We start from the raw sequence: 24,967 nt of genomic DNA, 5'->3' as shown, positions 1-24,967 counted from the left end.
CTGCGCTTTTACAAGACCGTTATCAATAATCTCCTTATTAACAGACTTACAGCATTTAATTAACTTATAGAATATTTTTTGATGAAACTTTAAAGGAAATTAAACCTACGCTCACCTAGATTTTGAAGAAGAAAAATGGATAATATGTACAAGATTGGCGATTTGATTTATGATGCTACCATTTATGATGGGATGAATACCAGCCTAGCTGACTTAGAATTTTACCTACGTTGGCTTCCCAAAAATAAGAATGCCCGAATCCTTGAGCTTTGCTGCGGCACAGGTAGACTTACGCTTCCCATTGCAGCAGCTGTATCAAAATGAGGAATTGTTTCAAGCATTCACTGCCCTTAAAAAACACCTAAAATCAGAAAGTTTATTTTCCCAAGGTGTAAGTCAGGACTCTTATCTAGGCATCGAGAACTCATCTCTTTTTTTATTCGGAATTCCTCTGCTATTATATCACACCTTATAAGTTATAACTCCTACATCCCCTTCAGCAATTCCTGAATAATCCTTGACATAATCGGTTCGGCAATTTTAGCAGCGTCAATAACCTCCTTGAGGGTGATTCGCTTGATCTTGCCTTCCACTCCCAGATCGGTAATGGCAGAGATTCCAAAAACTTCAATCCCCATTTGTCTTGCTACCAAAACCTCAGGGACCGTACTCATGCCTACCGCATCTGCCCCGATGGATCTCAAGTATTTATATTCCGCAGGGGTCTCCAGATTGGGACCGGCCACGCCGGCATATACTCCCCGATGGAGATGGATTTTATTTTGTTTGGCAAAACCCAAGGCCCGGCTGATTAACTCAGAGGAATACGCATCACTCATATCTGGAAAGCGTGGACCAAAAGATTCCTCGTGTTTGCCTCGAAGAGGGTTATCAGGAAAAAGATCTATATGATCGGTAATCATCATGACCTCGCCGACCTCCTGTGCGGGATTAAGTCCCCCGCAGGCATTGGAAACCATCAGCGTTTTAATACCCAATCGCTTCATTACCCTGACTGGAAAGGTAACCTCTCGCATAGAGTACCCTTCATAATAATGGAATCTGCCTAGCATAGCCATCACAGACTTACCCTCCAGCGTCCCAAACAGCAATTTCCCAGAATGACTTTCCACTGTAGAAAGAGGAAAATGAGGAATATCAGCATACCGGAGCTCAAGCGAGACATTAATCTGATCCGCGAGACTTCCAAGGCCTGTTCCTAGGATAATCCCAACTTGAGGCTCGATAGAGAGTTGTTTTTGAATGAATTGAGTGGCTTCGGAGATTTGGTCTAGATAGTTCATAGCAAGGATTGGAAAACTTAAAGATATCAAATCTGTAAAATCTTCGAACTTTTACAGTGCTTCACTTGTATAGCTTTCAACAAAAAAATAGAAATGATCAAGATTGTAGTAGGTACTAACCGAAAAAACTCCGTATCCAGACAGATTGCACAGCAGATGCAAAGTATACTTTTAGAAAAAGGAGCGGAATCAGAAATATTAGAATTAGAGCAACTTCCGGCAGATTTTATTGAAACTGCACTATATGAAAACTCAGGGAAAAATGAAGCTTACAACGCCTTTCATGATAAGATGGTCGAGGGGAAAAAGTATATTTTTATCGTTCCAGAGTACAATGGTTCTTTCCCAGGAATCTTAAAAACCTTTATCGACGGGATGACCTATCCGAATACTTTTCGGAATAAAAAAGCGGCGATAGTTGGGATTTCATCTGGAGTAGGCGGGGGTGGCATCGCTTTGAGCCACCTTACCGACATCTTCCATTATTTGGGTATGCATGTTCTTGCTCTCAAGCCGAAGCTCGCCAAAATAGAGCAAAACATGTCAGATAACCTGCTCACCAACAAGTTGTATTTGGAATTGCTGCATACCCAAGCAGACATGCTGCTTGAATTTTAGGACTTAGTCCACATTATCATGCAGGAATCTGTTATTACCTAGAATCTCATTCTCATCACTCAAGTTATACTTGCTGATAGATGGTTCTGAGCTATGCTGCGGCTCATTGAGCACCACATTCTTACGCTGATATGCAGGCACTTCCAATTTCTCCTTTAGCTCCTCTGGAGTAGGATTAAGAGATCTATTGCCCTTTAACTTTTCAAATCGCTCATGCGCACGCTGAATCGCCTTTTGCTTCATCTGTTCGTAGTAATCATTGGCAAAGAGAGGGGCGGGGGCTTCTTCTTTTTTCATAGAAGGTTGCTCTTTTTCCGAATCTGAGAAAAGATTATGTACTATTTTCTCAGACGCTTCTGGCTGCTTTTTTTCTACAATTTTAGCTTCACCCTTTCCCATTGGAGCCTCTGCCGCTTTAGCTGACCTAGTAGCAAATGCAGTCGGGAAAGAGAAGGTGAAGCTGGAACCTTCTTCAACCGCATCTTCTTTTACTTTTTCACTCTTTCCAGAGTTAAGATCGATTAAAGTTTTTTCTTCCACTGGCTCTTCTTCTATCACGATGGACTTTGGAGTTATAGGAGCAGCTACAGGAGTCGTTTCTTTTGCTGTAGAAGTTGATGATTTGTATGAACCACCCCCCAAACGATCCATTTCGAATCCGGTAGCAATGACAGTCACTCTGATCGCTTTTCCCAATTCTGGATCAATTCCCTGACCAAAAATTAGTTCGGCATTTTCTCCTGCTTTTTCCTGAATATATTCTGTAATTTCGCTCAATTCATCCATAGAAAGCTCTTCCTCCTCTCCTGACATGATCGAAAGGAGAATTTTCTCAGCACCTTTAATATTCACATTGTTTAACAAAGGAGAGGAGATTGCTGAATCAGCTGCTCGAATAGCTCTACCTTCGCCTTCCTCAGTAGAAGAACCCATTACTGCTGCTCCGGCATTTTTCATGACCGCCTTTACATCTTCAAAATCGACGTTCACATCTTGATGAACTGTGATAATCTCTGCAATAGATCTAGCCGCAGTAGAAAGAATACCGTCAGCTTTGCTAAATGCTGTACGAATAGAAAGGTTTCCATAGATTTCCCGCAGTTTATCATTTAAAATAACTAAAACGGTATCGCAATTTTCTCGAAGAGCTTCGATTCCTTGCTGTGCGACGTTCATCTTTTTCTTGCCTTCAAACATGAAAGGCGCCGTTACAATACCCACTGTTAGGATATCGAGTTCCTTAGCGATTCTAGCTACCACAGGAGCTGCTCCGGTACCAGTACCTCCTCCCATTCCTGCGGTGATAAATACCATTTTCGTGTTGTCTGCCAAGAGTTCGCGGATTTCATCCTCTGATTCTAAGGCAGCATTTCTTCCCTGCTCAGGATTAGCCCCTGCTCCGAGACCTTCGGTCAGGTTGGCTCCTAATTGTAATCTAAGCGGTACCGGGCTTGACTTAAGCGCTTGTGCATCGGTGTTGACCACAACAAACTCAACGTCTTTAATCCCAAGGCTAAACATGTGGTTCACGGCATTGGAACCGCCACCGCCTACGCCTATCACTTTGATAATGGACTTTGAGTTTTTCGGAAGATCAAATCTGTAATCTTTCATGTTATCTGACATATTTATTGGTTTGGTGAAATGAATTCTAGTTTATTTTTAAGCTTTGAGAATTAAAGGGAAATCAACAGCATGGCGATTGACCTCCCTGATCATAAGCCCTAGTATTGTTCGTCTCCGATATCATCACTGATGATACCTTTAAGTTTTTCTTTGATGCTGGTGAAAATATCCTTAGTGAAGACTTCACGAGGCTCTTTTCGTCTTGGTGCAGTTTGACCGTTTGCAATTCTCTTTTTGTATAATTCGTCACGGTCATCCAGATCTTTGAAGCCTGCCAGTACCAATCCCACAGAAGTGGCGTACATCGGGCTCTTTACTTCCTCCAGAACTGACTTACCAAGGTGCTCATTTGGATATCCTATGCGCGTATCCAATCCGGTCATATATTCAAAAAGCTGACTAATAAACTGCAGCTGGGAACCTCCGCCTGTTAAAACTATTCCCCCAGCAAGCTTCTTATAATGGCCGCTTTGCATGATTTCGTTTTGAACAATTTCAATGATTTCCTCCATTCTAGCTTGGATGATAGAAGCCAGATTACGGATAGAAATCTCCTTTGGAGCCCGATTTCGCAGACCTGGAATGGACACAATCTCATTTGGATTGGCTTCCTCGGTAATCGCTTTTCCGAATTTCGTTTTGAGAAGTTCTGCTTGGTTTTGCATAACCATACATCCTTCTTTGATGTCTTTGGTAATAATATTTCCTCCAAGAGGGATTACTGCAGTATGTCGGATGATATTTTCATAAAAAATAGCAATATCTGTAGTCCCTCCGCCGATATCAACCAGGCAAACGCCTGCTTCCTTCTCCTCATCACTGAGAACAGAAAGTGAACTTGCCAAAGGCTCGAGAATCAGTTGCTTGGAAACTAAATCTGCTCTTCGAACACATCTGTTAATATTGTTGATGGCGGTAGTCTGGGCTGTAATGATATGGAAATCCGCTTCCAGACGAGCGCCTGACATCCCCACAGGATCTTTGATTCCACCTTCGTAATCGACGGTATAATCCTGGGGCATGACATGAATAATGGTGTTTCCTGGAGGCACAAGTATATTTTCCATTTCACCTGAAAGTCTTTTCACATCCTCGATTGTAATCTCGTCGTCCGATGGCTGTCGCATAATGCTGCCGCTCTGGATTTTACTTTGGATATGCTGTCCAGCTATCCCCACGATGACATCGACAATATCAACGTCAGCCATTTCAGATGCTTCCTCGACAGCTTTTTCGATCGCATGGACAGTCTTGTCAATGTTCGTTACCACTCCGCGGTCCACACCGTCTGAAACGGCTTTACCCATGCCAAGCACTTCAAGCTTGCCATATTCGTTTTTGCGACCTACGATGACACAGATTTTTGTGGTACCGATATCTAGTCCTACTATTAGTTCTCTGTTTTCCATATCCAAGCTTTTATTCACAGACGATTTGATCTTTGAATTTCACACTCACCCTAGAATAGGTATTCCATCCTTTTTTGGGTAAAATTTCTTTATAGAAGACCGAGATTCGGTCAAATTTATCTTCGATGTTCGATGCATCACCGAATTCAATGATTTGCTTTCCCACTTGCTGGTAGAGCTGAATATCATTTCTTGAATTCAGGACCACTTCAGTAATCTGAGCATTCCAAAATTCGTCTTCATTGATAAAAGTGATCAGGTCCATCAACTCTGGCATTTCACCTATCACTTCACCTTTATCCATGAGTTCCTCGGCATATTTCCCTTCCAAAATCAACACTCGACTCGTGTAAGAAGGGGAAGTAGGAATCACTTTCCCCTCAGTGGTGATGTAACCATCTGCACCGTAGGGCTGCGCGATACGAGCAATCGGCTGATGCTGCTGGATATGAATATTTAAAATTCCTTTCTGGCCTAGCATTACCTCCACTGACTTGACAAATGGATGTCTTCCAAGACGCTGTTCAATCGCTTTCATCGGAACTTCTTCGAGTCTAATCCCAGTTTTCAATTCCGGAAAGGCCTGAGTTAAAATCCTTGATATTTCTGCTTCCTCTACAAAATAGACACCGCTCACGCCTTCAATGGAAATTTCATTCCCCTGATAAGTCTTGTAAAGCGTTTGTTTTTCGACAAAGCCAATGAAGCCAACCAGCACTAAGCTGAGGACTACAAAAGCAATTGTTTTTTTAAGATTTGCCTTTTTCATAGTGCCAATCTTTTTGTTCGTTCATTAATCAAGCTCGCGATTGAAGGAACCAATCGATCGATATCTCCTGCACCGAGCGTTACTATCACCTCAGTACTAAGATTTTCCAGATAGCTGATCAAATCAGCCTTTGCCACCAAGGTCTTTTTCCTTGCTTGAATCCCATCTAACAGCATTTCTGAATTCACACCAGGAATCGGAAGCTCCCTTGCAGGGTAGATTTCCAACAAAATCACCTCATCCGCCAAAGAAAGACTCTCTGAGAATCCTTCAGCAAAATCGCGGGTGCGGCTGAAAAGATGTGGCTGGAAAATCACAGTTAGTTTTTTCATCGGAAACATCGCCCGAACTGAGCTTAGACAAGCCCTGATCTCTTCCGGATGATGCGCATAATCATCGATATAAACTTGATTGGAGGTATTCACATGAATCTCAAATCTTCGTTTTACACCTTTAAATGAGCTCAAACCTTTTCTTATCTGTTCTTCCGATAGCTGATGATCCAAGCCGATCGCAATCGCTACGAGTGCATTTTCCACATTGTGAAAACCGGGAATAAAAAGCTCCAGTCCTTTGATTGTCCGCTTACCATCTGAATAGTCAAAAACAAAAGAACCTGACCTCGCCTGAATATTCTCAGCTCTGATTCCCGATGATCTCAAACCATATTCCTGGGTTTTAATCGCCGGCATTTTGGACTCTTCAAGCTTCAAAGCAGCCTTTTGCTGTATATAGAGTTTTCCTTTTTTGTCTATCAAATGGATAAAATCTCGGAATCCTTCGATAATCGTACTCTCATCACCATAGATGTCCAAGTGATCCGGATCGGCGCTGGTCACTACTGCTTCATTAGGATGAAGCCGTAAAAAAGAACGGTCAAATTCATCCGCCTCTACCACGACCAAGGTCTTCTCTTTTGAGTTTTTCTCTCCCAAAATCAAATTACTCTGATAGTTTTGAGTGATACCTCCAAGAAAAGCAGCCACTGGTTTGCCTGCATCTTTCAACAAATGCGCAATCAAGGATGATGTTGTAGTCTTCCCATGTGTGCCTGCCACAGCAATCGTATAAAATGCACTGGTGACCATTCCCAAAACTTCAGAACGCTTCTTTAATTGAAATCCCTTTTCAAGGAAGAAATTAAGTTGCGCGCTGTCTTTTGGCATAGCTGGAGTCCAGATGATCAGGGAAGTCGCCGGATCATCCAAAATCGCCTGAGGAATAGTTGCTATCGAATCTTCGAAAGTCAAAGTCATTCCCTCTTTGATCAATTCGTCAGTCAAAGGCGAAGGAGTCCGATCATACCCAGACACTGCAAACCCTTCATGTCGGAACCATCGAGCCAAAGCACTCATGCCGATCCCGCCGATTCCAAGGAAATGAACGCTATGTATGGTTTCGAAGCTCATCCGATTAGTTTTTCTATTTCTTCTACGATTGCTACAGCCGCATTTGGCTTCGCAAGACTCTTAATATTCAGTCCTAATTCTGCTCCTGTTAGAGGATCAGATAGGATTTCATCTATCTTATTTTTCAATTGACCGACTGCCTCGGAATCCTTCAATAGCCAAGCAGCATCATGATTCACATAAGCCATGGCATTTTTGGTTTGATGGTCTTCAGCTACATTGGGGGAAGGAATAAAAATCACCGGTTTACACACTAGTGAAAGTTCGGAAACCGATAAAGCTCCTGCTCGAGAGACGATCACATCTGCCGCTGCATAGGCCAAATCCATCTCCCGGATAAATTCTCTCAAATGGATATTTTCCAAATCAGCTTTTTCTGTCGCGGCAAGCATTTCTTTGAAATAGAATTTGCCACACTGCCAAATCACCTGATACCCTGATTGGTCAAGTCTCTCCATATCCTCAAGCATCGCTTGGTTCAAGGTTCTTGCCCCTAGGGATCCTCCAAGAATCAGGATCGTTTTTTTATCTTCTTTCAGGTTAAAATGAGCAATTCCTTTCTCACGTTTTCCATCTAGGTTAAGAATGTCTTTCCTTACCGGATTTCCGGTATAGGCTATTTTTTCTCCCGGGAAAAAGCGATCCATATCGGGATAGGCCACACAGATCTTGTTGGCTTTTTTAGCCAAAATTTTATTAGTCAGTCCAGCGTAAGAGTTTTGCTCCTGTACCAAAGTTGGAATGCCCTTTCTTTGCGCAGCATACAGCACGGGTCCGCTGGCATAGCCTCCAACACCCACGACTGCATCAGGCTTGAAATCACTCACAATCTTGGATGCTTGTCTGAGGCTTTTCAGCAGCTTTACCGGGAATTTCAAATTATCAAGCGTCAGGCTTCGCTGAAGACCGGCTACCGGAAGACCTTTGATCTCATAGCCCGCCTCGGGCACCTTTTGCATTTCCATCTTACCTAAAGCACCCACGAAAAGCATATCACTGTCCGGATGTTTTTCAACCCATGCATTAGCAATAGCGATAGCCGGATAGATATGCCCTCCGGTACCTCCACCACTGATCAAAATGCGATATGTTGGTTGCTTAGTGATAATTAGGCTGTTTTAAGTCTTGATTTCTTAGCAAAAGCAGGACTTTCCTGCATTTCTTCTGAGTGATCGCCACGGCTTACGGAAAGGATTATCCCAAGAGAGATTCCAGTAAATACCAAGGAAGATCCTCCCATACTTAAGAGCGGCAAAGGCAATCCAGTAATCGGACCTAATCCCACTGCCACACCCATATTGACTAATGCTTGAATAACTAAAGCAAAGCTTAGTCCTGCAGAGAGCAGGCCTCCAAAGGCCTTGTTTGAATTTGCTACTATTCGCATTCCGCGATAAAGCAGCGCGAGGTACAGAAATAGCACTCCAAAACCTCCAATCAATCCATACTCCTCAATGATGATTGCATAGATAAAATCCGAATAGGGATGAGGCAGGGAATTTCGCTGCTCACTGTTTCCTGGTCCTTTGCCCGAAACACCTCCGGTTGCAATGGCTATAAATGATTGCTCTGCCTGAAAAGGAATCTCTTTTTCATTGAAAAAAGCCTCGACTCTTGATATCAAAGTAGCTCCCCGCTGTCCGGTAAAACCTGCAATCGTCAATCCCAACACCCCAACCAGTAAAACCATCGCGAGATATTTGACAGGTACACGACCGATAAACATGATGATCAGGCAAGTCAGGAGCAATAGAATCGCAGTGGAAAAATTAGCCATAGCGATCAGCCCACAGATCAATCCAATCGCACAAATAATTGGTACGAAGGTGCTTTTAAAATCCTTGATATTATTCTGTCTTCGCGCAAGCATTGCTGCGATTGCTGCGATCAAAGCTAATTTGGCTAAATCGGATGGCTGAAAAGCCTGATTGATCACCGGAATTGTCAACCAACGATTTGCCTCATTAATGTTTGATCCAAAAAGGTAGGTGAAAACTAACAGCGGAATAGAAATAATCACTCCCACCCGAGCATAGCGCGCATATTTTCTATAAGGAAGACGATGAGCCATCCACATAACTCCAAGTGATATGAAGATCAACAAAGAATGCTTGAAAAGATAGAGTTCTGTATTTCCTCCAGCATTTTTATAGGCTAAGGATCCAGTAGCTGAATACACCACCAAAATACTGAACAAGGAAAGTAAGATCACGATACCCCAAATGATCGGGTCACCTTTAAAATGGGCATCTATCCATGATTTAATTTGGTTCATGCGATGGCTCGTTTAAGGTTCATGACAGCGGAACGAAATTGATTCCCGCGGTCCTCGTAATTTTTGAATAAGTCGAAACTGGCACATGCCGGAGAAAGTAAAACCACATCTCCAGACTCAGCAAGTGACTTGCCTAAGCTGACAGCTTCATTGATGTCCTGTGTTTCCCTGATATCAGGAATCAAACCAGCAAATGCTGACTTTAACTTTGAATTATCTTTACCCAGACAAATCAAGGTTTTGATAGCAGAAGTATAGGAATCAAGAATCGAATAATCATTCCCCTTATCCACTCCGCCGGCAATCCAGATGATTGGGTTTTGAAAGCTTCCCAGTGCAAAAGCAGTTGCTTCTACATTCGTCCCTTTGCTGTCATTGACAAAAGAGACCCCATCGATTTCTAGGACTTTCTCCATTCGATGTGGGGCATTCTCAAAAGTTTTCAACCCAGAAATCAAGTCAGATTCAGTTACTCCAGCAAGAGTTGCTGCCATAACCGCGCAAAGCGCATTCATCACATTGTGCTCCCCTGGAATTGGAATTGCGGAAACAGGAATAACGGCACTCTTATCACCCATCTGAATGAGCAGCTGATCGCTCATAAAGTTTCCGTTAACATTCTTCGCAGAATTCAAGGAAAACCAATATTTGTTAGCTAGGATTTTGTGTCCTTCTGTACCTTTTACAGATAATCGATCATCTGCATTTAAAATGACACAGTTATTGGAAGCCATATTCTTAAAAAGCCGAAACTTCGAATTCACATAATTCTCCATTTTGTACTCATAGCGATCCAAGTGATCAGGGGTAATATTGGTAAGGATAGCGATAGATGGTTTAAAGCTAAAGAAGCCATCAATCTGAAAGCTGCTACACTCGATCACCCACCATTCGTGATCAATATCCACTAATTGAGCAGCCCAGCTTTTACCGACATTTCCAGCCAATCCTACATCCAAACCTGCGGATTTCAAAAGATGGTAAGTGAGGAGTGTCGTGGTAGTTTTTCCGTTCGTTCCCGTGATTGCAATTACCCTTCCTGCACTGAATCGCTGTGCAAACTCCAACTCATCGATAACTGCGATTCCTTCTTCAAATGCTTTTTGTACAATTGATACTTTAGGAGAAATCCCGGGACTCTTGATAATTAAATCTGCATTTAGGATGATTTCGTCAGTATGTTTCCCTTCTTCAAATTCAATTCCCGCAACATTTAGAGTTGCTTTATTGGCTTCGGAGATCTTCCCAAACTCAGAAACGAAAACGGCATAGCCTTTCACCTTGGCAAGCATTGCTGCTCCCATTCCGCTTTCTCCGGCTCCAAGGATGGCTATTAGTTTCATGTATTATCCTATCTAAGTTTCAAAGTGGCTAGTGTGATGACTGCGAGCAAAATGCCGACAATCCAAAATCTCGTGACGATTTTCGCCTCGGGAATATTTTTCTTTTGATAATGGTGATGGATCGGAGACATTAAGAATACTCTTCTGCCCTCTCCGTATTTTCTCTTAGTGTATTTGAAATAGCTCACCTGAATCATTACGCTGGTAGTTTCCAAAAGGAAGATGCCACACATCAATGGAAGCAAAAGCTCTTTGCGAAGTGTCAATGCCAATACTGCTATCACTCCCCCCAGCATCAAACTTCCGGTATCGCCCATAAAAACCTGAGCGGGATAGGCATTGTACCAAAGGAATCCCACGCAAGCGCCAATAAATGCTGATGCAAAAATCACAAGCTCCCCGGAGTTGGGGATATACATGACGTTCAGGTATTGGGAGAAAATGGCGTTACCAGAGATATAGGCAAAAATCGCAATCGTAAGACCGATAATAGCAGAAGTCCCAGCGGCTAATCCATCAATTCCATCTGTGATATTAGCTCCATTGGAAACAGCGGTAATGATGAATGTCACCACAAAAACATAAAGCAATGGGGTCATCGCTTCACCAAGGAATCCAAGCAATGTCTCGTAGTTCAGCTCATTGTTTTTGGTGAAAGGGATTGTGGTTTTTGCCACTTTCACATCTTGAAATGCGGGGGTTTCTACGACTCCTTCATCAATGGAGACAGGATTTGTAAATTCTCTGATCACCACATCCTCGTGGAAATAAAGGGTAGTTCCTACAATGATTCCGATTCCAATCTGACCCACGATTTTGAATCTTCCTTTTAGGCCTTCCTTATCTTTTTTGAATACTTTGATGTAATCATCTACAAAGCCTATTCCTCCTAACCAAACCGTAGTGATCAGCAAAAGGATGATGTAGATATTATTGAGATTGGCAAAAAGCAGTGTGGGAATTAGAATAGCGGCTATGATCATTATTCCACCCATAGTAGGTGTACCCTTCTTCTGCGCTTGCCCTTCCAATCCTAAGTCCCGGACCGTTTCACCTATTTGCTTATTCCGAATCCAATTAATGATGTGGTGTCCAAAAGTGATTGTAATCAGCAATGAAAAAACCGCCGCCATTCCAGCTCGAAAAGAAATATACCGAAACACACCCGTTCCCGGGATGTCAAGCACTTGGTCTAAATAATCAAAAATTGGATAAAGCATTTCAGTTCTTGGTCAGTTGTTGTAAGAATTCTGTCACTACTTCAGCATCATCAAAATGATGCTTCACTCCTTTTATCTCTTGGTAATCCTCATGGCCTTTTCCGGCGATAAGAATGATATCTCCTTTTTGCGAAAGCATGCATGCTGTCTTTATTGCTTCACGACGGTCCTCGATGGTTAGGCATTTTCTGATTTCAGAAGGACCTACCCCAGCTTGCATTTCTTTTAGAATTTCATTTGGATCCTCAAATCGCGGATTATCAGAAGTGAGAATGACTTTGTTGCTTTCCTGAACAGCAATCTTTGCCATTACAGGTCGCTTTGTCTTATCTCTGTTTCCACCACAGCCTACCACAGTAATCAATTGCTCCACTCCGGTTCGCACTCCATTGATAGTTTTGAGGACATTATCCAAAGCATCAGGGGTATGTGCATAATCCACGATGGCGATAATGCCTCCGATTGCTATCCGGTCAAAACGCCCTTTTGCTCCTCGAATAGCTGATAGTTCTAATAAGATTTCATCCTCATCCTCACCAAGAAGTTCAGCGACACCAAGTACCACGAGAAGATTGTAAGCGTTGAAGGCCCCGATCATTCGGAACCATGTCAATTTTCCATTGATATCGAGCTCTAACCCTTCCAGCGTATTGGAAATGATTTTTGCCTTGAAGTCTGCTTGCGATTTCAAAGCGAAAGTTTGGTGTGTTCCACGACAGTTTTGAAGCATAACCGCACCTCTCTTATCATCCCCATTTACTAAAGCAAAGGCATCCTTAGGAAGGTCGTCGAATAGTTTTTTCTTGGCTTTGATGTATTCATCGAAGCTGCCATGATAATCTAGGTGATCATGGGATATATTAGTAAACGCCGCTCCAGTTAATTTCAAACCGGCGATTCGCTCCTGTACAATCGCGTGAGAGCTTGCCTCCATAAAACAATGACTGCAACCTGCATCTACCATTTTGCGAAGCAAAGCCTGAACACTGATTGCATCAGGAGTAGTATGCGTAGCTGGAATTACCGTTTCTTTGATCTTATTTTCCACTGTGGAAAGCAGGCCTGTGCTGTAACCCATTCGCATGAATAGCTGATAAAGCAAGGTCACTGTAGTTGTTTTCCCATTAGTACCGGTAATCGCAACTACTTTGATTTTCTCGGATGGGTTATCAAAGAAATTACTTGCCATGATGCCAAGTGCTTTGGCCGAATTAACAACCTCCACATAAGTCACACCCTCTTTTAGAGTATTCGGAAGCTTTTGGCAAACAATAACTTTAGCACCTGATTCAAGGGCTTTATCAATAAAATCATGACCATCCACTTGGGTACCAGGAACTGCGACAAAAGCTGTCCCCGTACCAACCTGCCGGCTATCAAAGGCAAGGTCTTTCACCATAACTTCCATATCTCCGGTAGTAGAAGTGAGGGATACCTTATACAATATGTCCTTTAACACTTTCATTAGCCTAAGACAAGATTTATGGTTACGTTTCCTACTAATTGAGTTCCTGGAGCAATGGATTGGGCTTTTACTCTTCCTTTTCCGGAATAATTCACTTGAAGGCCTTTATTCTCTAAAATGAATAGCGCATCCCTGAGCGAAAGCCCGGATACGTCTGGAATAATTGGCTTGTCAGTATCATTAATCTGCATCTGAACATTGCTGCCGTTGGAGACTGTTTTCACCCACTCCTCTTCGTTCATTGCTGAGGCCTTCAGACCTAGTTCGGTAAAAATCTCCTGTAATTCCTCCGCCTTTCCTGCTTGTACATAAGGCGATCCTAGTTCTTCCAGTTGTGCCAAACGCTCCTTACTTCCAGGATTCAAGTCTAGGTCAAGTGCATAAATTCGATCAGCGATTTCTTTAAACACTGGCGCGGAAACATCCCCTCCGTAAGCAGCAAAGCCCTCTGGACTATCGATTACTACGATCATGCTGTACTTCGGGCTGTCTGCCGGAAAGTACCCGGCAAAGCTGGTATAGTACTTTTTTGTGTATTGTCCGTTGATCAATTTCTGGGCAGTACCGGTTTTTCCAGCGATTTTATAATCCGCGTTTGAGATGTTCTTTGCAGTTCCTCGACTTACCACTCCTTCCAAAAGCTCTTGAAGCTGCTTGATGGTTTTTTCAGAGGCAATCTGCTTTCGCATTACCTCCGGCCCATAGCTTTCCTGAATTGTATTTCCTTTCGATACGGCCTTGACGATGTAAGGCTTCATCATCTTCCCACCATTTGCGACAGCATTATATAGTGCCAAAGTGTGAAGCGGATTTAACTTGGATTCATAGCCGATAGAAATCCAAGGAAGGGACGTACCGTACCAATCCTTAGCACCGGGCTTTTTGAAAAATGGCTTTCCTTCTCCAGCAAGCTGGAAACCTAGGGGCTGATTCAAGCCAGCCTTTTCGATATACGCCATGAACTTAGAAGGGCTCGATCCAAAGTACTGATCTACTAGTTTGGAAATAGCCACATTTGAGGATTTCTCAAATCCTTCTCTTACAGTCAGGGTCCCGTATCCGCCATTTTTGGCATCACGCATAGCTCGGTTATAAAATAGGTGTACCCCATTCCCCGTCTCGACTTTATCATCCAGACTGATTTTATTTTCTTCCAATAGCGCCAACATCGAAAGCAACTTGAAAGTGGACCCCGGCTCAGTATTCCCTTGATCTCCAATAGCGAAATTGTAGTTTTCTCCATAGCCATTTCCGCTTTTGTTTCGCTGAAGATTCGAGATAGCTTTAATCTGACCAGTCTTAACTTCCATTACGATCACTGAGCCAAAGGCTGCATTCCGGTCAATCAATTGACGTAAAAGTGCCGTCTCAGCCACATCCTGAATATTGACATCCAAGGTGGTAATCACATCATAGCCATCCTCTGGCTTGACATCCTCAGCATCAAAAACAGGCTTCCAACTCCCTCCGGCCAATCGTTGAAACAAGGCTTTTCCGTCAGTGCCTTTCAAATAGGAATTAAAACTGTATTCAATTCCTGCTCCGTATTCGTCCTCATTCAAAAATCCAACTGTACGGCTGGCAAGTGAATTAAAAGGACGGTAGCGCTTTTCTACTTTTTCAAAAATAACTCCACCACCCAATCGACCTTCTCTAAAAATTGGCCATTTAGACATCAACTGCATACCCTGATAGCCGACCTGTTTTCTGTTCAAAACCAAATAACGCTTGTTGTCCAAGCGGGCATCTTTGATCATTCGCTTGTATGCAGCAGCTGACTTATCTTTATAAAAAGCCGAAAGTTTATTAGCCAATGAATCGATCCCAGAATTAAAAAGATCATTTTTTGCAATAGTGGGATCAATCGCTATTCGGTAAAACGGCAAGCTAGTCGCCAAAAGGCTCCCGTCTCCGGCATAGATATTTCCTCTAGTGGCCGGCACCTCACGGTATTGAAAATTGATAGTCTCTGCTTTTTCTCTCCATACGTCTCCATCCTTCAACTGCAACTTGGTAATCCGATAAGGGATTGCCGCTGCTGTCAAAGCGATTAGGATGAATACCACCCGCACTCGGATCAATATGGATTGTTTTACATTCACTTCTCTACCTCGATTTTTATAGGAGGATGATTCAATTCTTCTATTCCTTGGTTAGCAACTCGTTTGGCCACTTCAGACTGCATACTCGAAAGCATGACTTCAGCCTCAAGAGTGGTCACATCTGCTCTCAGATCTTCTACTTCCTGCTGCGCTTTTTCGATTTTGCGGACCATGTTTTCAGCCCGGTGATTTCCCCAGATATAGATCAATGCCAATAAGGCCACAAATCCAATTGGAGGGACAAATTGTACCGGAACACCTTCTCCAAGAATCCCAGTGACATCCAGCTTCTCTTCGATCCAAGTGAAAATAGATTTTCCAGGACTGCTACTTTTGGTAGCATTGCCTTTCTTCAATTTCTTCCTGAATGTGTTCTGACTCATTTTCCGGTTCGTTTTGCGATTCTGAGTTTAGCACTTCTTGCTCTTGGATTAGCAGCTACTTCTTCCTCATCTGCCACTATTGCTCCTCTTGTCAAAGGTTCAAGTGGACGTATCAGATTCCCGTAAAAATCCTTTTCTACCTCACCTTGAAATTTGCCTTTGATCATCAGGTTTTTCACCAAGCGGTCTTCCAGAGAATGATAGCTCATCACTACCAACCTTCCTCCGGGCTTTAAAACTTCCAAGGCATTCATCAGCAAGTCTTCCAAAGCACCTATTTCATCGTTCACTTCGATACGCAAAGCCTGAAATACCTGAGCGTAGTACTTAAAATCTTTCCCTCTTGGTGCGTACTTTTTCAAAAATGCGGTAAAGCCTTCCGTAGTCTCAAATGGTGAAGATGCCCGCTCAGAGACGATAGCTTGCGCCAAAGTTTTAGCATTTTTGATCTCACCGTAGATCCCTAGAATCTTATGAAGCCTACCTTCATCGTAAGTATTCAAAACTTCTTTTGCCGAAATCTCAGCAGCTTGATTCATTCGCATATCCAGATCTCCACTGAATCGTGTTGAGAATCCTCTCGAAGGCTCATCGATCTGATGTGAAGAAATCCCTAGATCAGCCAAAATCCCGTCTACCTTGGATACTCCATAGAGACGAAGGTATTTTTTCAGATCTCTGAAATTTGCCGCCACAAAAGTGAAGTTGTCGCTGGCAGGAATATTTGCTTCAGCATCTGCATCTTGATCGAATCCATATAAATGGCCTTTATCCAAATGCCTCAAAATCTCTCGCGAATGTCCGCCGCCACCAAAAGTCACATCGACATAAATCCCGTTGGGATCAATAGCCAATCCTTCAGTGCATTGGGCGAGCATGACTGGAATATGATAAACAGACGTTGCCATGGCTTATGAGAGATATTTTTCCATTAAACTTGACAAGTCCGCAGGATCAGAAATAATATGCTGCAGGTAGGTATCAGGATTCCAGATTTCGATTCGAGATCCCATACCAACTACTACCAGTTCCTTTTCAAGACTAGCATAATTCTGAAATACCTTTGGAATCAGCAATCTTCCTGCGCTGTCAAGCTCTACCTCCACGCTGCTGATGAAAAATGACCGCTGGAGCATTCGCTGCTCTGCATTGTTGATGGAGAGCGATTTGATTTGATTTTCCAGCTTTTTGTATTCCACTATCGGATACAGTGCCAAACATTTGTCCTCTGCCATCCGAAGCATAAGCGCAGAACCATTGGCCTCTGGAATCGCCGCCTTGATCTTGGCTGGCAATACCAAACGTCCTTTCGGGTCTAGCTTACAATCGTATTGACTATTGAACATTTGCTTTGGTACTTATGATTGATATAAGTGGTAAAGACAAAAGTAATAAAATGCATTACACATTCTACCACTTTCCCCCACTTTTTCCCACTTTAATTTAAAAGTAGCCAAAACTTTCATTCAACCCAATAAAATCATGAAAATTTCAATTTTTTTTCGTGGGGTATATTCTTGATTAAAAAGGATTTAAGAGGCAAAGCAAAACGCTATTTTTGGCATAATTAGGCTTAAATACGGGTACTAAGCTCCTTAACCAACCTATTCGGTAAAGTTGATTTCTCAAAAAGTGGAGCAAAATCCCATAAAAATTATTTTACCTCTTAAAAGTGGAGCAAAATCCCAATTCGGCTTTTCCACAAAAAGAATTCACATCAATACTGATCTCCAATTACTTGAATTAAGTTGGATCTTTGGAGTTAGCCTGCATTTATCAATCGCGTAGAAAGCACCCGATAAGCGAAAAATAAGCTGATGACTGTCAAAAAAGAAGCAAGGTAAAACGATGCTCCTGGAAGGTAAATCGGAGCTTGATCCGAAGAAAAATAGGCAAAAATACTATTCATCATAACAGGCCCAACGATGGCAGTCAAACTCACCAGACTAGTTAATGCGCCCTGTAATTCTCCTTGCTCGTTGGATGGAACTTGACTCGAAATAATTCCCTGCAATGCCGGTCCGGAAATCCCTCCTACGCAATAGGGCACCAAGAAAACAAACATCATCCAACCTGCTGAGGCCATTCCAAAAAAGAGTAAGCCAACTGCATTAAGCCCAATCCCAATGTAAACTGCCAGTGACGGACCTAGTTTGGGAATTGCAATTCGAATCAGACCTCCCTGCACTAATGCGACCAGAAGTCCCACTGCCCCAAGTGAATAGCCTACCATAGCTTCATCCCATTCAAACTTAAACATGGTATAATAGGCCCAGTTACTCTGAACTGCATGTCCGGCCAAATAAATTAGGACCAGAGAAACCACCAAGCCTGAGACTACTGGATACTTTTTCAATTGCTTTAATGAACCAATTGGATTCGCTCGTTTCCAATTAAAGGCACGTCTTTTGTCCTCTGGAAGTGACTCCGGAAGCACAAATACTCCATACAAAACATTCACTAAAGAAAGTCCTGCTGCAACCAGAAATGGTGCTCTGGGGCCAAATTCCGCTCCAGCCAAACCGCCAATGACTGGACCAATTATAAATCCCAGTCCAAAAGCAGCCCCAATCAAACCGAAGTTTTGGGCACGCTTTTCCGGAGTACTGATATCTGCGATATATGCGGTGGCTGTGGTGAAACTCGCTCCAAACATCCCGGCGATCAGGCGGCCAACAAACAACCAGAATAAAGTCGGAGCAAATGCATGGAAAATGTAATCAACACCCAACCCAAATAAGGAAAAGAGCAAAACAGGTCTTCGACCAAATCGATCCGAAAGCCCTCCCATAATTGGCGAAAAAAGGAATTGCATCGCTGCAAATGAAAAAATCAACCAACCTCCGTACCGTGAAGCTTCGCTAAGCCCTTCGCCAGTCAAGTCCTCAATTAATTTTGGAACGACTGGAATGATTACTCCCAATCCAATCACATCGACCAGGATCGTAATAAAGATAAAGAGCAGTGCGCGATTGGATTTGTCAGCCATGAGTTTTCAAACAACCCGCTATATTAATTGGAGGTTTTGAAATATCATCATTTTCATTGACTCATTTCAAAATAAATACCTGATCTCGGATTAAGTCTTCCATTCGATAAATACCCGACTTCTTCAGTGGTGTAATTAGAAGTCCCGATTCTCTTTGATGTTTATCCGCTTTTACACCAGTAAGCTAATTATGTTGATTGGTAGATAGGGAGGTCAAAATTTGGTAGTCTTAGATCCGAAAAATCAAAATAATTCATAACTCACGGTATAGCCAGGGGTAAAATGACAACAAAATAAGGAGCCCTGAAGGGACGAATCGCTGAAGTTTCGCCCCTTTAGGGCTTAATGGAAGGGAATTCTATGGATACCCTGCACTTCGTACAGGGTCATGAATGGTTTGGCTCCTTCGGAGCAAATTAGGAAGTCGATTTGAAATTTTGCTTAACCATTGTCTTCAAAATTCTTATCCTGCTTTCATCTTTTTATTGGCATCATTGCAGACAATTCTATTATCTTTTTCTATTATTCAAGCTTTCCGCGCTTGGAAAAATAATGGGCAAGAAAAATGACTAATAAACAGGGTGTGAAAACCATTTTTTTAATCCAAAAAACAAATAACTTGTCGTAGGTGTAAACTAAGTCTATTGTGACTCGTATTTTCTTTTTATATTCTACTTATGATTTAATGGTGTGATTTTTTTCAAGATGAGAGTTTTTTTGGCAGTTCTTTTTTGGTGCTTCACCTTGACGCTAAAGAGTCAAACAATAACCGGTATTGTGGTGGAAAAAGGCTCTGGCCTTCCGCTTCCTTTTGCCAATGTCTTTGTCAATAATACCACGCGGGGAATCGCGACCGATGAAGCCGGAAAGTTTAGCTTATCCGGTGATTTCCCTGCTCAGATCGAACTGGTCGCTTCATTTGTGGGCTATGTGACGGAGGTCAAAACGGTTTCTTTTGAGGGAAAAAGCAAAGTGGAAGTGATTTTTGAGCTTTCATTTAACGAGTCAAATCTTTCTGAAATTGAGCTAAAAGCCAAGCGGGATAAGTCTTGGGAAAGAGACCTTAAGAAGTTTGAGGATATATTTTTGGCAGTTTCCGATGATCCCTATAAATCAAAGATTGAAATTCTGAACCCCTGGGTCATAGATTTTGAAAAAATCAAAGTAAAAAAGGGACTTAATTATCTTCAGGCTTCAGCACAGGAGCCATTGATAATCAACAATCATGCACTCGGCTACGAAATTGAATATTACCTTCAAGATTTTCGAATGATGCGAAGTGGTTCAAGTTTCTACGGTCAGGTATTTTACAAACCCTTGATTCAATCCGGTTCAGAAAAAAACTCAAGTTGGGCAAATGCAAGACAATCCAATTATCTAGGTTCTTTAGTTCATCTCAACCAATCCATTCTGCTCAATTCACCCGACTCAAGTTACTTTGCGATGTTTGAAGTGGCCTCTGGTGGATTGGATCGGAGGATAACGGACAATTTTATTGAAGAGCTTAATAAAACTATTTTGCCAGTTAAAAATACTTCCATCCTAAGGAGGCCGATAGGAGACGGGAATTATAGGATTTTTCTACCAAACAGGATGGAAATCCATCACTTGGACAAGAAATGGTCAAATGATTACTATAAGAATATTTACCATCCCATCAGTTGGATAAAAGCTCCAGATGGGTTTTATGATATTGATCGAAAAGGTAATCTAATTAATCCCACTCAGCTTGTTGTTTTTGGCTATTTTGGGAGAAAAGGGGTGGCAAGGACTTTACCTCATGACTTTACGCTTGGGGCTGATTTTGTGGCTGTTGAGCCACAAGCAGAAATGTCGGTTTTCAAATCCGAACTCAAAGTCAACCGCCTTCGTGAAAAAGTCTGGATTGCGATGAACAAGCCGTACTATTATCCCGGTGAAACAGCTTGGATCGGTGGGCGTATGCTTTATAAAGAGGCATTTCTGGCTGATTCGCTAAGCCGATTGGTACATGTGGATATTCTACAGGAAAATTCCGAGGTCATTCAATCGGCCGATTTCGCAATCCAAAAAGGTAAAATCTCTGGTGGGATGGTCTTACCTAAGAATATGAAACCTGGGGATTACATGATCCGAGCGTATACTCATTGGAATCACAATTTTCCTGAAGGCGATCAGTTTGTCTTTCCTCTTATAGTAATGGAGCAGGGATTTAGACCAGAATTGGAAACTGATGAATCTATATTTCCCCAAGGCACTATCGATGTAAATTCTGACATAACTCTTACTGATTCCTTGAACTATCAAGTGATGGATTTGAAATTGGAGTTCCTTGACGAGTTCGAGAATCCAATTGAGGCTGAGTTTATATTTTCCATTTCGGATCCTGTCCAAGTGATACAGATGAATCAAGAAATTCGACTTGATCAAGCTATTGAGTCATTCGCCGAGGACTTACCTGACACCTTACAGAGTAGCTTCAACTACCCTGTAGAGTATGGAGTATCCATTCAGGGAAAATTTAAGACGGACAATAAGCGTCAACCGCTGATCAGTCCCATCACCGTAGTGCAAGGAGACTTGGAAGACTTTGGTCAAGTATTGCCAGACTCCCTGGGTAATTTTTGGGTAACGGGTTTGACTTTTCAAGATACTGCCCAAATAGCAATTGCCGCTGTTAATAAAGCGCTTAAGCCCTTTGGGACTGTGGAGATTTTTGAAATAGAAAAGCCTGAATTCAATTCCAAATTTTATACACTAAACTATCAGAAAACCCCTATTCCTTCTGATGAGTACTTCTTGGATGTATCTGGGGATTTTATTCTTATGGAAGAGTTTGTCAAAGAGGAAACTCGGGAGAGAGAGACCATGGCAGAGCGAAATTACGGATACGGTATCCCAGATCGGGAAGTAAATGAGAAGGAATTGGCGACAATGACTCCAGAAGCTATAAATCAACGGCTTAATATTCGGGGAGAAAGAATTGGAAATTATAATTCTGGGCAAAAAACTGGGCCACCTTTATTAATTGTTGACGGAGCTCAAGTTCCATTTGAGATTTTAGAAACGTATTTTCCGACAGAATTAAAGTCTATAAAAGTGTATACATTTAATTCTACCATATTCGGAATGGCCGGTTATGCTGGTGTGATCATGGTAGAAACCATAAAGGGATCTAGGACAAAGCCTCAAGAGCAGACCAAATTCAATTCCGAAGGCTTTCAGTTTTTCACTATTCCGGGTTTTACCGCTTTTCCTGAGTTCCAAAAGTCACCTTCACCAGATCGATACCTAATTAAAAAGCCAACTATTTATTGGGATCCGCTGGCGGAAACTCAGGACGGAGTTTATCAAGTGCAAGTCAAAGTTCCTTATGGGATTAACCGATTCCGAATCCAGGTTGAAGGCAGGACTTTGGATGGGGAGGTGATTTATAAGGTTATTCACATCGAAAAATAGTTGTCAAATTCGCTAATTATTAAAACCTGTAGATTTTTACTTTTGTACTTAAATAACTAAATCAACCTTGATAAAGTCTTTCCCTTACTACAAGCAGCCCGACTCCAAAGACTGTGGCCCCACCTGTCTTCGGATAATAGCCAAGCACTATGGTAAGCTGATATCCATTAAAGAAATTCGGGAAATCTCTGAGACTTGAGTAAAGGATTAAGAAATTTAGTAAATAAGAATTAGGTATATAGTTGATTATTAAATACCCCAAAATGTCCCACGCTTTTTAAACGTGTCCATTTTTTGCTGTTTTTTAACCACGTTTTGTAGACGTGAGTAAAGTTTACCCACGTTCTCATAATCCTTTTTTTAGCGATTTATAAAGCTTGATGTTCACGTAAATCACTTCTTTTCCTTTGATCTCTGCTGCCAAAACCCCTAACTCTTCAAGGTTTTTTAAATAACTTCCAGCGGTTTTTCTATTCAGTTTTAGATTTTCCACTAAAAACTCAATTTTGCAGTACGGATGGATAAAAAGCTGTTCTATCAAATCTTTCGAATAGATTCTAGGTAATTTCTCCTGCACCAATTTTTGTGTTTCGTTGAAAAGTAGATTGATTTGGTTGATTTGCTTAATGGTGCTTTGAGCTGTCTGTTCTATGCCTTTGAGCATATAAAGAATCCAATCTTCCCAGTTATTTTTAGTCCGAACCTCCTGTAATAATCGGTAATAATCTCCTTTGTTTTGGATAATATAAGAACTCAGATACAAAACAGGTTCGTTTAACATTCCTTTTAAAATCAAATACAAAACATTGATAATCCTACCAGTTCTACCGTTTCCATCATAAAAAGGGTGGATGCTTTCAAATTGATAATGTTGAATGGCTAACTTGATTAATGGTGAAATATCATCTGCATCTTTATTCAGATATTCTTCCAAATTTTTCATCAAATCATTGATCGTATCAAAATTATCAGGAGGAGTATAAATTATTTCATTTGTCAAGTCGTTGATTAATGCCGTTCCTGGGAGTTTTCTTAGACCTGCATTATTTTCTTCCAATTCTTTCTGTTGGTAATTATTCCGTTCGTATTCAGAAAACCCTTTTCTTTGATTAAGAGAGTGCCCATGATAAGTGCTTCCCTGTATCGTAAAGCCTCTTTGGTTGCTACGTCAGGCTTAGCAGATTTGGCGTATAAAGCTTGGTAAAGTTTGTCTTGAGTTGTGATTACATTTTCAATTCCAGAACTAGCTTGTGCTTCTTTTAAAATAACCGCATTGATAAGAATATTTGGATTGGGTAAAGTGTTTGTAAGACCCTTTAATTCTGCCAAAGCAACTGCTGATTTACTTTCCTGTTTTAAAATAGCAATTGTTTCCACCAGAGATTGTTTTGGAGGAAGAATAGGTAGATTATTAAATGCTTTATTTGATTTTGTAGCCATAGTTTAAATTTAGATAGCATATTCAGCGATTCCATTTGGCAATTTTTCATCAAACCAATGCCAAATTTCAAAACGGTAAGTCCCTAACTGTTCAAACTTTTCTATCAATCCATACTTACCTCTTAAAAAATGGATGCAAATATTTGTGTCTAAAAGGTACTTCATTCGAAACCAGCATTTTCTGCTTTTTCTATTCTAGATTCTCTGATCTCTTTAATGATTTCATCGGAATCTTTATCATCATTCCACGCTCCAAAAAGTGCTCGAAAATCAACCTTCTCTTCTTTTACATCGAGAGATTCAGTCAATTTAATGATCAGTTTTTTCTTGGAAAGATTATCCAAACCTTTCAATAAACCGAAATACTTTTCCAATGATTTGTTGTTTAAAGTGAGGTTTGCTATGGTTTTTTTCTTGAATTTACGGAATTAATGGTTAGCTCGTCAAGAGATTTAGATAATTAAGCTCCTCTGGGAGTAGTAGGATAATGGATTGGACTAGATGTAGTCCAACGCAATGATTTGACTACGCCCAGAGGGGGTTCGATACGATATGATACATATTGATACGTTGATGATACTTTAATGGCTTGTAACGTAAAGAGTTTTCAACACAATCCACGCAAAAAGAAGAGCCTTCGGAAAAGAGGCTTCCCGGACTGCGGTTAATCGTTTATTTTCGCCATAAAAAATTGCCCTAATCTTCTCCTTTTTGGTGGCTAAGTGCCATAAAGATTTATCTTTTATGACGACTATTTTTCTCTAGGCCATTGAACCCGAAATATGCATTAGAATTCCTATTACGAGCCCAAACCGCTTCAAAATCAATCGCTTTGCTGCATTTAGCTCAATCACCGTAGCGGTGCTATGCCTCATTCGCTAAATACTTGATTTTCTTGCGGTTTGAGCTCTCATTACAGATTCTAATGCATAATCCGGGTTGAAAGGTGATTTGACTATGCCAAAGCATGGTGAATAGAATCTAAAAAAAGACCAACTCATTGAGCTGGTCTTTTTTAGAATTCAACACACAATAAATCTTTATAGGTTATTAATTTTTTGATAGAGGTGTCCGCTTAACATCATATCATATTTGAGATATACATTTTATCTGCTTTTACCATTCTGATGATTAGATTATTGAAGATGGTGTCTTTGTTCTGGGAGCGATTAATTCG

The 24,967-nt window shown here is 41.5% G+C and carries 23 protein-coding genes and 1 pseudogene; 4 read left to right on the top strand and 20 right to left on the bottom strand.

Annotated elements, in window-relative coordinates:
- The first annotated feature begins 144 nt into the window (after nt 1-144).
- A complete protein-coding gene (locus P8O16_RS15730) occupies nt 145-324 on the top strand; it encodes a hypothetical protein (protein ID WP_300316390.1) in 180 nt (59 codons plus the stop codon).
- Between the two features lie 161 nt (nt 325-485).
- Here the strand turns inward: P8O16_RS15730 and P8O16_RS15725 are convergent, their stop codons facing one another.
- Nucleotides 486-1,304: a purine-nucleoside phosphorylase gene (locus tag P8O16_RS15725; protein WP_300316389.1), complete on the bottom strand. Its 819-nt coding sequence runs from the start codon at nt 1,302-1,304 to the stop codon at nt 486-488.
- Nucleotides 1,305-1,397: 93 nt separating this feature from the next.
- Between P8O16_RS15725 and P8O16_RS15720 the strand changes: the two genes are divergently transcribed.
- Entirely contained in the window at nt 1,398-1,922 is a 525-nt protein-coding gene (locus P8O16_RS15720; protein WP_300316388.1) for an NADPH-dependent FMN reductase, read from the top strand.
- Nucleotides 1,923-1,925: 3 nt separating this feature from the next.
- Here the strand turns inward: P8O16_RS15720 and ftsZ are convergent, their stop codons facing one another.
- From ftsZ to P8O16_RS15650, 14 genes are all read right to left on the bottom strand, one after another.
- Complete coding sequence (gene ftsZ, locus P8O16_RS15715; protein ID WP_300316387.1) at nt 1,926-3,548, bottom strand: cell division protein FtsZ; 1,623 nt, start codon at nt 3,546-3,548, stop codon at nt 1,926-1,928.
- A 98-nt stretch (nt 3,549-3,646) separates the two neighbouring features.
- On the bottom strand, nt 3,647-4,957 hold the full coding sequence (gene ftsA, locus P8O16_RS15710; RefSeq protein WP_300316386.1) for a cell division protein FtsA: 1,311 nt from the start codon (nt 4,955-4,957) through the stop codon (nt 3,647-3,649).
- A gap of 10 nt (nt 4,958-4,967) precedes the next feature.
- Nucleotides 4,968-5,726 (bottom strand): cell division protein FtsQ/DivIB, encoded by a 759-nt coding sequence (locus P8O16_RS15705; protein ID WP_300316385.1) that lies wholly within the window; start codon nt 5,724-5,726, stop codon nt 4,968-4,970.
- Nucleotides 5,723-7,135: a UDP-N-acetylmuramate--L-alanine ligase gene (gene murC, locus P8O16_RS15700; RefSeq protein ID WP_300316384.1), complete on the bottom strand. Its 1,413-nt coding sequence runs from the start codon at nt 7,133-7,135 to the stop codon at nt 5,723-5,725. The genes P8O16_RS15705 and murC overlap by 4 nt, the downstream gene beginning before the upstream one ends.
- Complete coding sequence (gene murG / locus P8O16_RS15695) at nt 7,132-8,214, bottom strand: undecaprenyldiphospho-muramoylpentapeptide beta-N-acetylglucosaminyltransferase (protein WP_300316383.1); 1,083 nt, start codon at nt 8,212-8,214, stop codon at nt 7,132-7,134. Before murG ends, murC begins: the two co-directional genes overlap by 4 nt.
- Before the next feature lie 29 nt (nt 8,215-8,243).
- Nucleotides 8,244-9,410, bottom strand: coding sequence for an FtsW/RodA/SpoVE family cell cycle protein (locus tag P8O16_RS15690; protein WP_075350255.1), 1,167 nt, complete (start codon nt 9,408-9,410; stop codon nt 8,244-8,246).
- On the bottom strand, nt 9,407-10,753 hold the full coding sequence (gene murD / locus P8O16_RS15685; protein WP_300316382.1) for a UDP-N-acetylmuramoyl-L-alanine--D-glutamate ligase: 1,347 nt from the start codon (nt 10,751-10,753) through the stop codon (nt 9,407-9,409). Before murD ends, P8O16_RS15690 begins: the two co-directional genes overlap by 4 nt.
- An 8-nt stretch (nt 10,754-10,761) precedes the next feature.
- Nucleotides 10,762-11,973: a phospho-N-acetylmuramoyl-pentapeptide-transferase gene (mraY, locus tag P8O16_RS15680; RefSeq protein ID WP_300316381.1), complete on the bottom strand. Its 1,212-nt coding sequence runs from the start codon at nt 11,971-11,973 to the stop codon at nt 10,762-10,764.
- Between the two features lies 1 nt (nt 11,974).
- Nucleotides 11,975-13,438, bottom strand: coding sequence for a UDP-N-acetylmuramoyl-L-alanyl-D-glutamate--2,6-diaminopimelate ligase (locus tag P8O16_RS15675; RefSeq protein WP_300316380.1), 1,464 nt, complete (start codon nt 13,436-13,438; stop codon nt 11,975-11,977).
- Complete coding sequence (locus tag P8O16_RS15670; RefSeq protein WP_300316379.1) at nt 13,438-15,540, bottom strand: penicillin-binding protein; 2,103 nt, start codon at nt 15,538-15,540, stop codon at nt 13,438-13,440. Before P8O16_RS15670 ends, P8O16_RS15675 begins: the two co-directional genes overlap by 1 nt.
- A complete protein-coding gene (locus tag P8O16_RS15665; RefSeq protein ID WP_075350250.1) occupies nt 15,537-15,923 on the bottom strand; it encodes an FtsL-like putative cell division protein in 387 nt (128 codons plus the stop codon). The genes P8O16_RS15670 and P8O16_RS15665 overlap by 4 nt, the downstream gene beginning before the upstream one ends.
- Complete coding sequence (gene rsmH / locus P8O16_RS15660; protein ID WP_300316378.1) at nt 15,920-16,831, bottom strand: 16S rRNA (cytosine(1402)-N(4))-methyltransferase RsmH; 912 nt, start codon at nt 16,829-16,831, stop codon at nt 15,920-15,922. The genes P8O16_RS15665 and rsmH overlap by 4 nt, the downstream gene beginning before the upstream one ends.
- Before the next feature lie 3 nt (nt 16,832-16,834).
- On the bottom strand, nt 16,835-17,269 hold the full coding sequence (mraZ, locus tag P8O16_RS15655; RefSeq protein ID WP_075350248.1) for a division/cell wall cluster transcriptional repressor MraZ: 435 nt from the start codon (nt 17,267-17,269) through the stop codon (nt 16,835-16,837).
- A gap of 416 nt (nt 17,270-17,685) precedes the next feature.
- Nucleotides 17,686-18,912, bottom strand: coding sequence for a TCR/Tet family MFS transporter (locus tag P8O16_RS15650; protein WP_300316377.1), 1,227 nt, complete (start codon nt 18,910-18,912; stop codon nt 17,686-17,688).
- Nucleotides 18,913-19,617: 705 nt separating this feature from the next.
- Between P8O16_RS15650 and P8O16_RS15645 the strand changes: the two genes are divergently transcribed.
- Together P8O16_RS15645 and P8O16_RS15640 are read left to right on the top strand one after the other, a co-directional pair.
- Nucleotides 19,618-22,350, top strand: a complete 2,733-nt coding sequence (locus P8O16_RS15645; RefSeq protein ID WP_300316376.1) for a carboxypeptidase-like regulatory domain-containing protein — start codon at nt 19,618-19,620, stop codon at nt 22,348-22,350.
- 67 nt (nt 22,351-22,417) lie between these two features.
- A complete protein-coding gene (locus tag P8O16_RS15640) occupies nt 22,418-22,549 on the top strand; it encodes a cysteine peptidase family C39 domain-containing protein (protein ID WP_300316375.1) in 132 nt (43 codons plus the stop codon).
- Between the two features lie 147 nt (nt 22,550-22,696).
- Here the strand turns inward: P8O16_RS15640 and P8O16_RS15635 are convergent, their stop codons facing one another.
- The 5 genes and pseudogenes from P8O16_RS15635 to P8O16_RS15615 all read right to left on the bottom strand — a co-directional run.
- On the bottom strand, nt 22,697-23,407 hold the full coding sequence (locus P8O16_RS15635) for a Fic family protein (protein ID WP_300316374.1): 711 nt from the start codon (nt 23,405-23,407) through the stop codon (nt 22,697-22,699).
- Nucleotides 23,383-23,790, bottom strand: a complete 408-nt coding sequence (locus tag P8O16_RS15630; protein ID WP_300316373.1) for a Fic/DOC family N-terminal domain-containing protein — start codon at nt 23,788-23,790, stop codon at nt 23,383-23,385. Before P8O16_RS15630 ends, P8O16_RS15635 begins: the two co-directional genes overlap by 25 nt.
- Nucleotides 23,791-23,799: 9 nt before the next feature.
- Nucleotides 23,800-23,955 (bottom strand): hypothetical protein, encoded by a 156-nt coding sequence (locus P8O16_RS15625; RefSeq protein WP_300316372.1) that lies wholly within the window; start codon nt 23,953-23,955, stop codon nt 23,800-23,802.
- A complete protein-coding gene (locus P8O16_RS15620) occupies nt 23,952-24,164 on the bottom strand; it encodes a hypothetical protein (protein WP_300316371.1) in 213 nt (70 codons plus the stop codon). Before P8O16_RS15620 ends, P8O16_RS15625 begins: the two co-directional genes overlap by 4 nt.
- Nucleotides 24,165-24,871: 707 nt before the next feature.
- Nucleotides 24,872-24,967 (bottom strand): annotated as a pseudogene (locus P8O16_RS15615) (IS1595 family transposase); the annotation flags it as partial.

The sequence above is a fragment of the Algoriphagus sp. genome, from assembly GCF_029254265.1.
In the GTDB taxonomy this organism is placed as follows: Bacteria; Bacteroidota; Bacteroidia; order Cytophagales; family Cyclobacteriaceae; genus Algoriphagus.
This window is presented reverse-complemented; position numbering and strand designations above follow the sequence as displayed.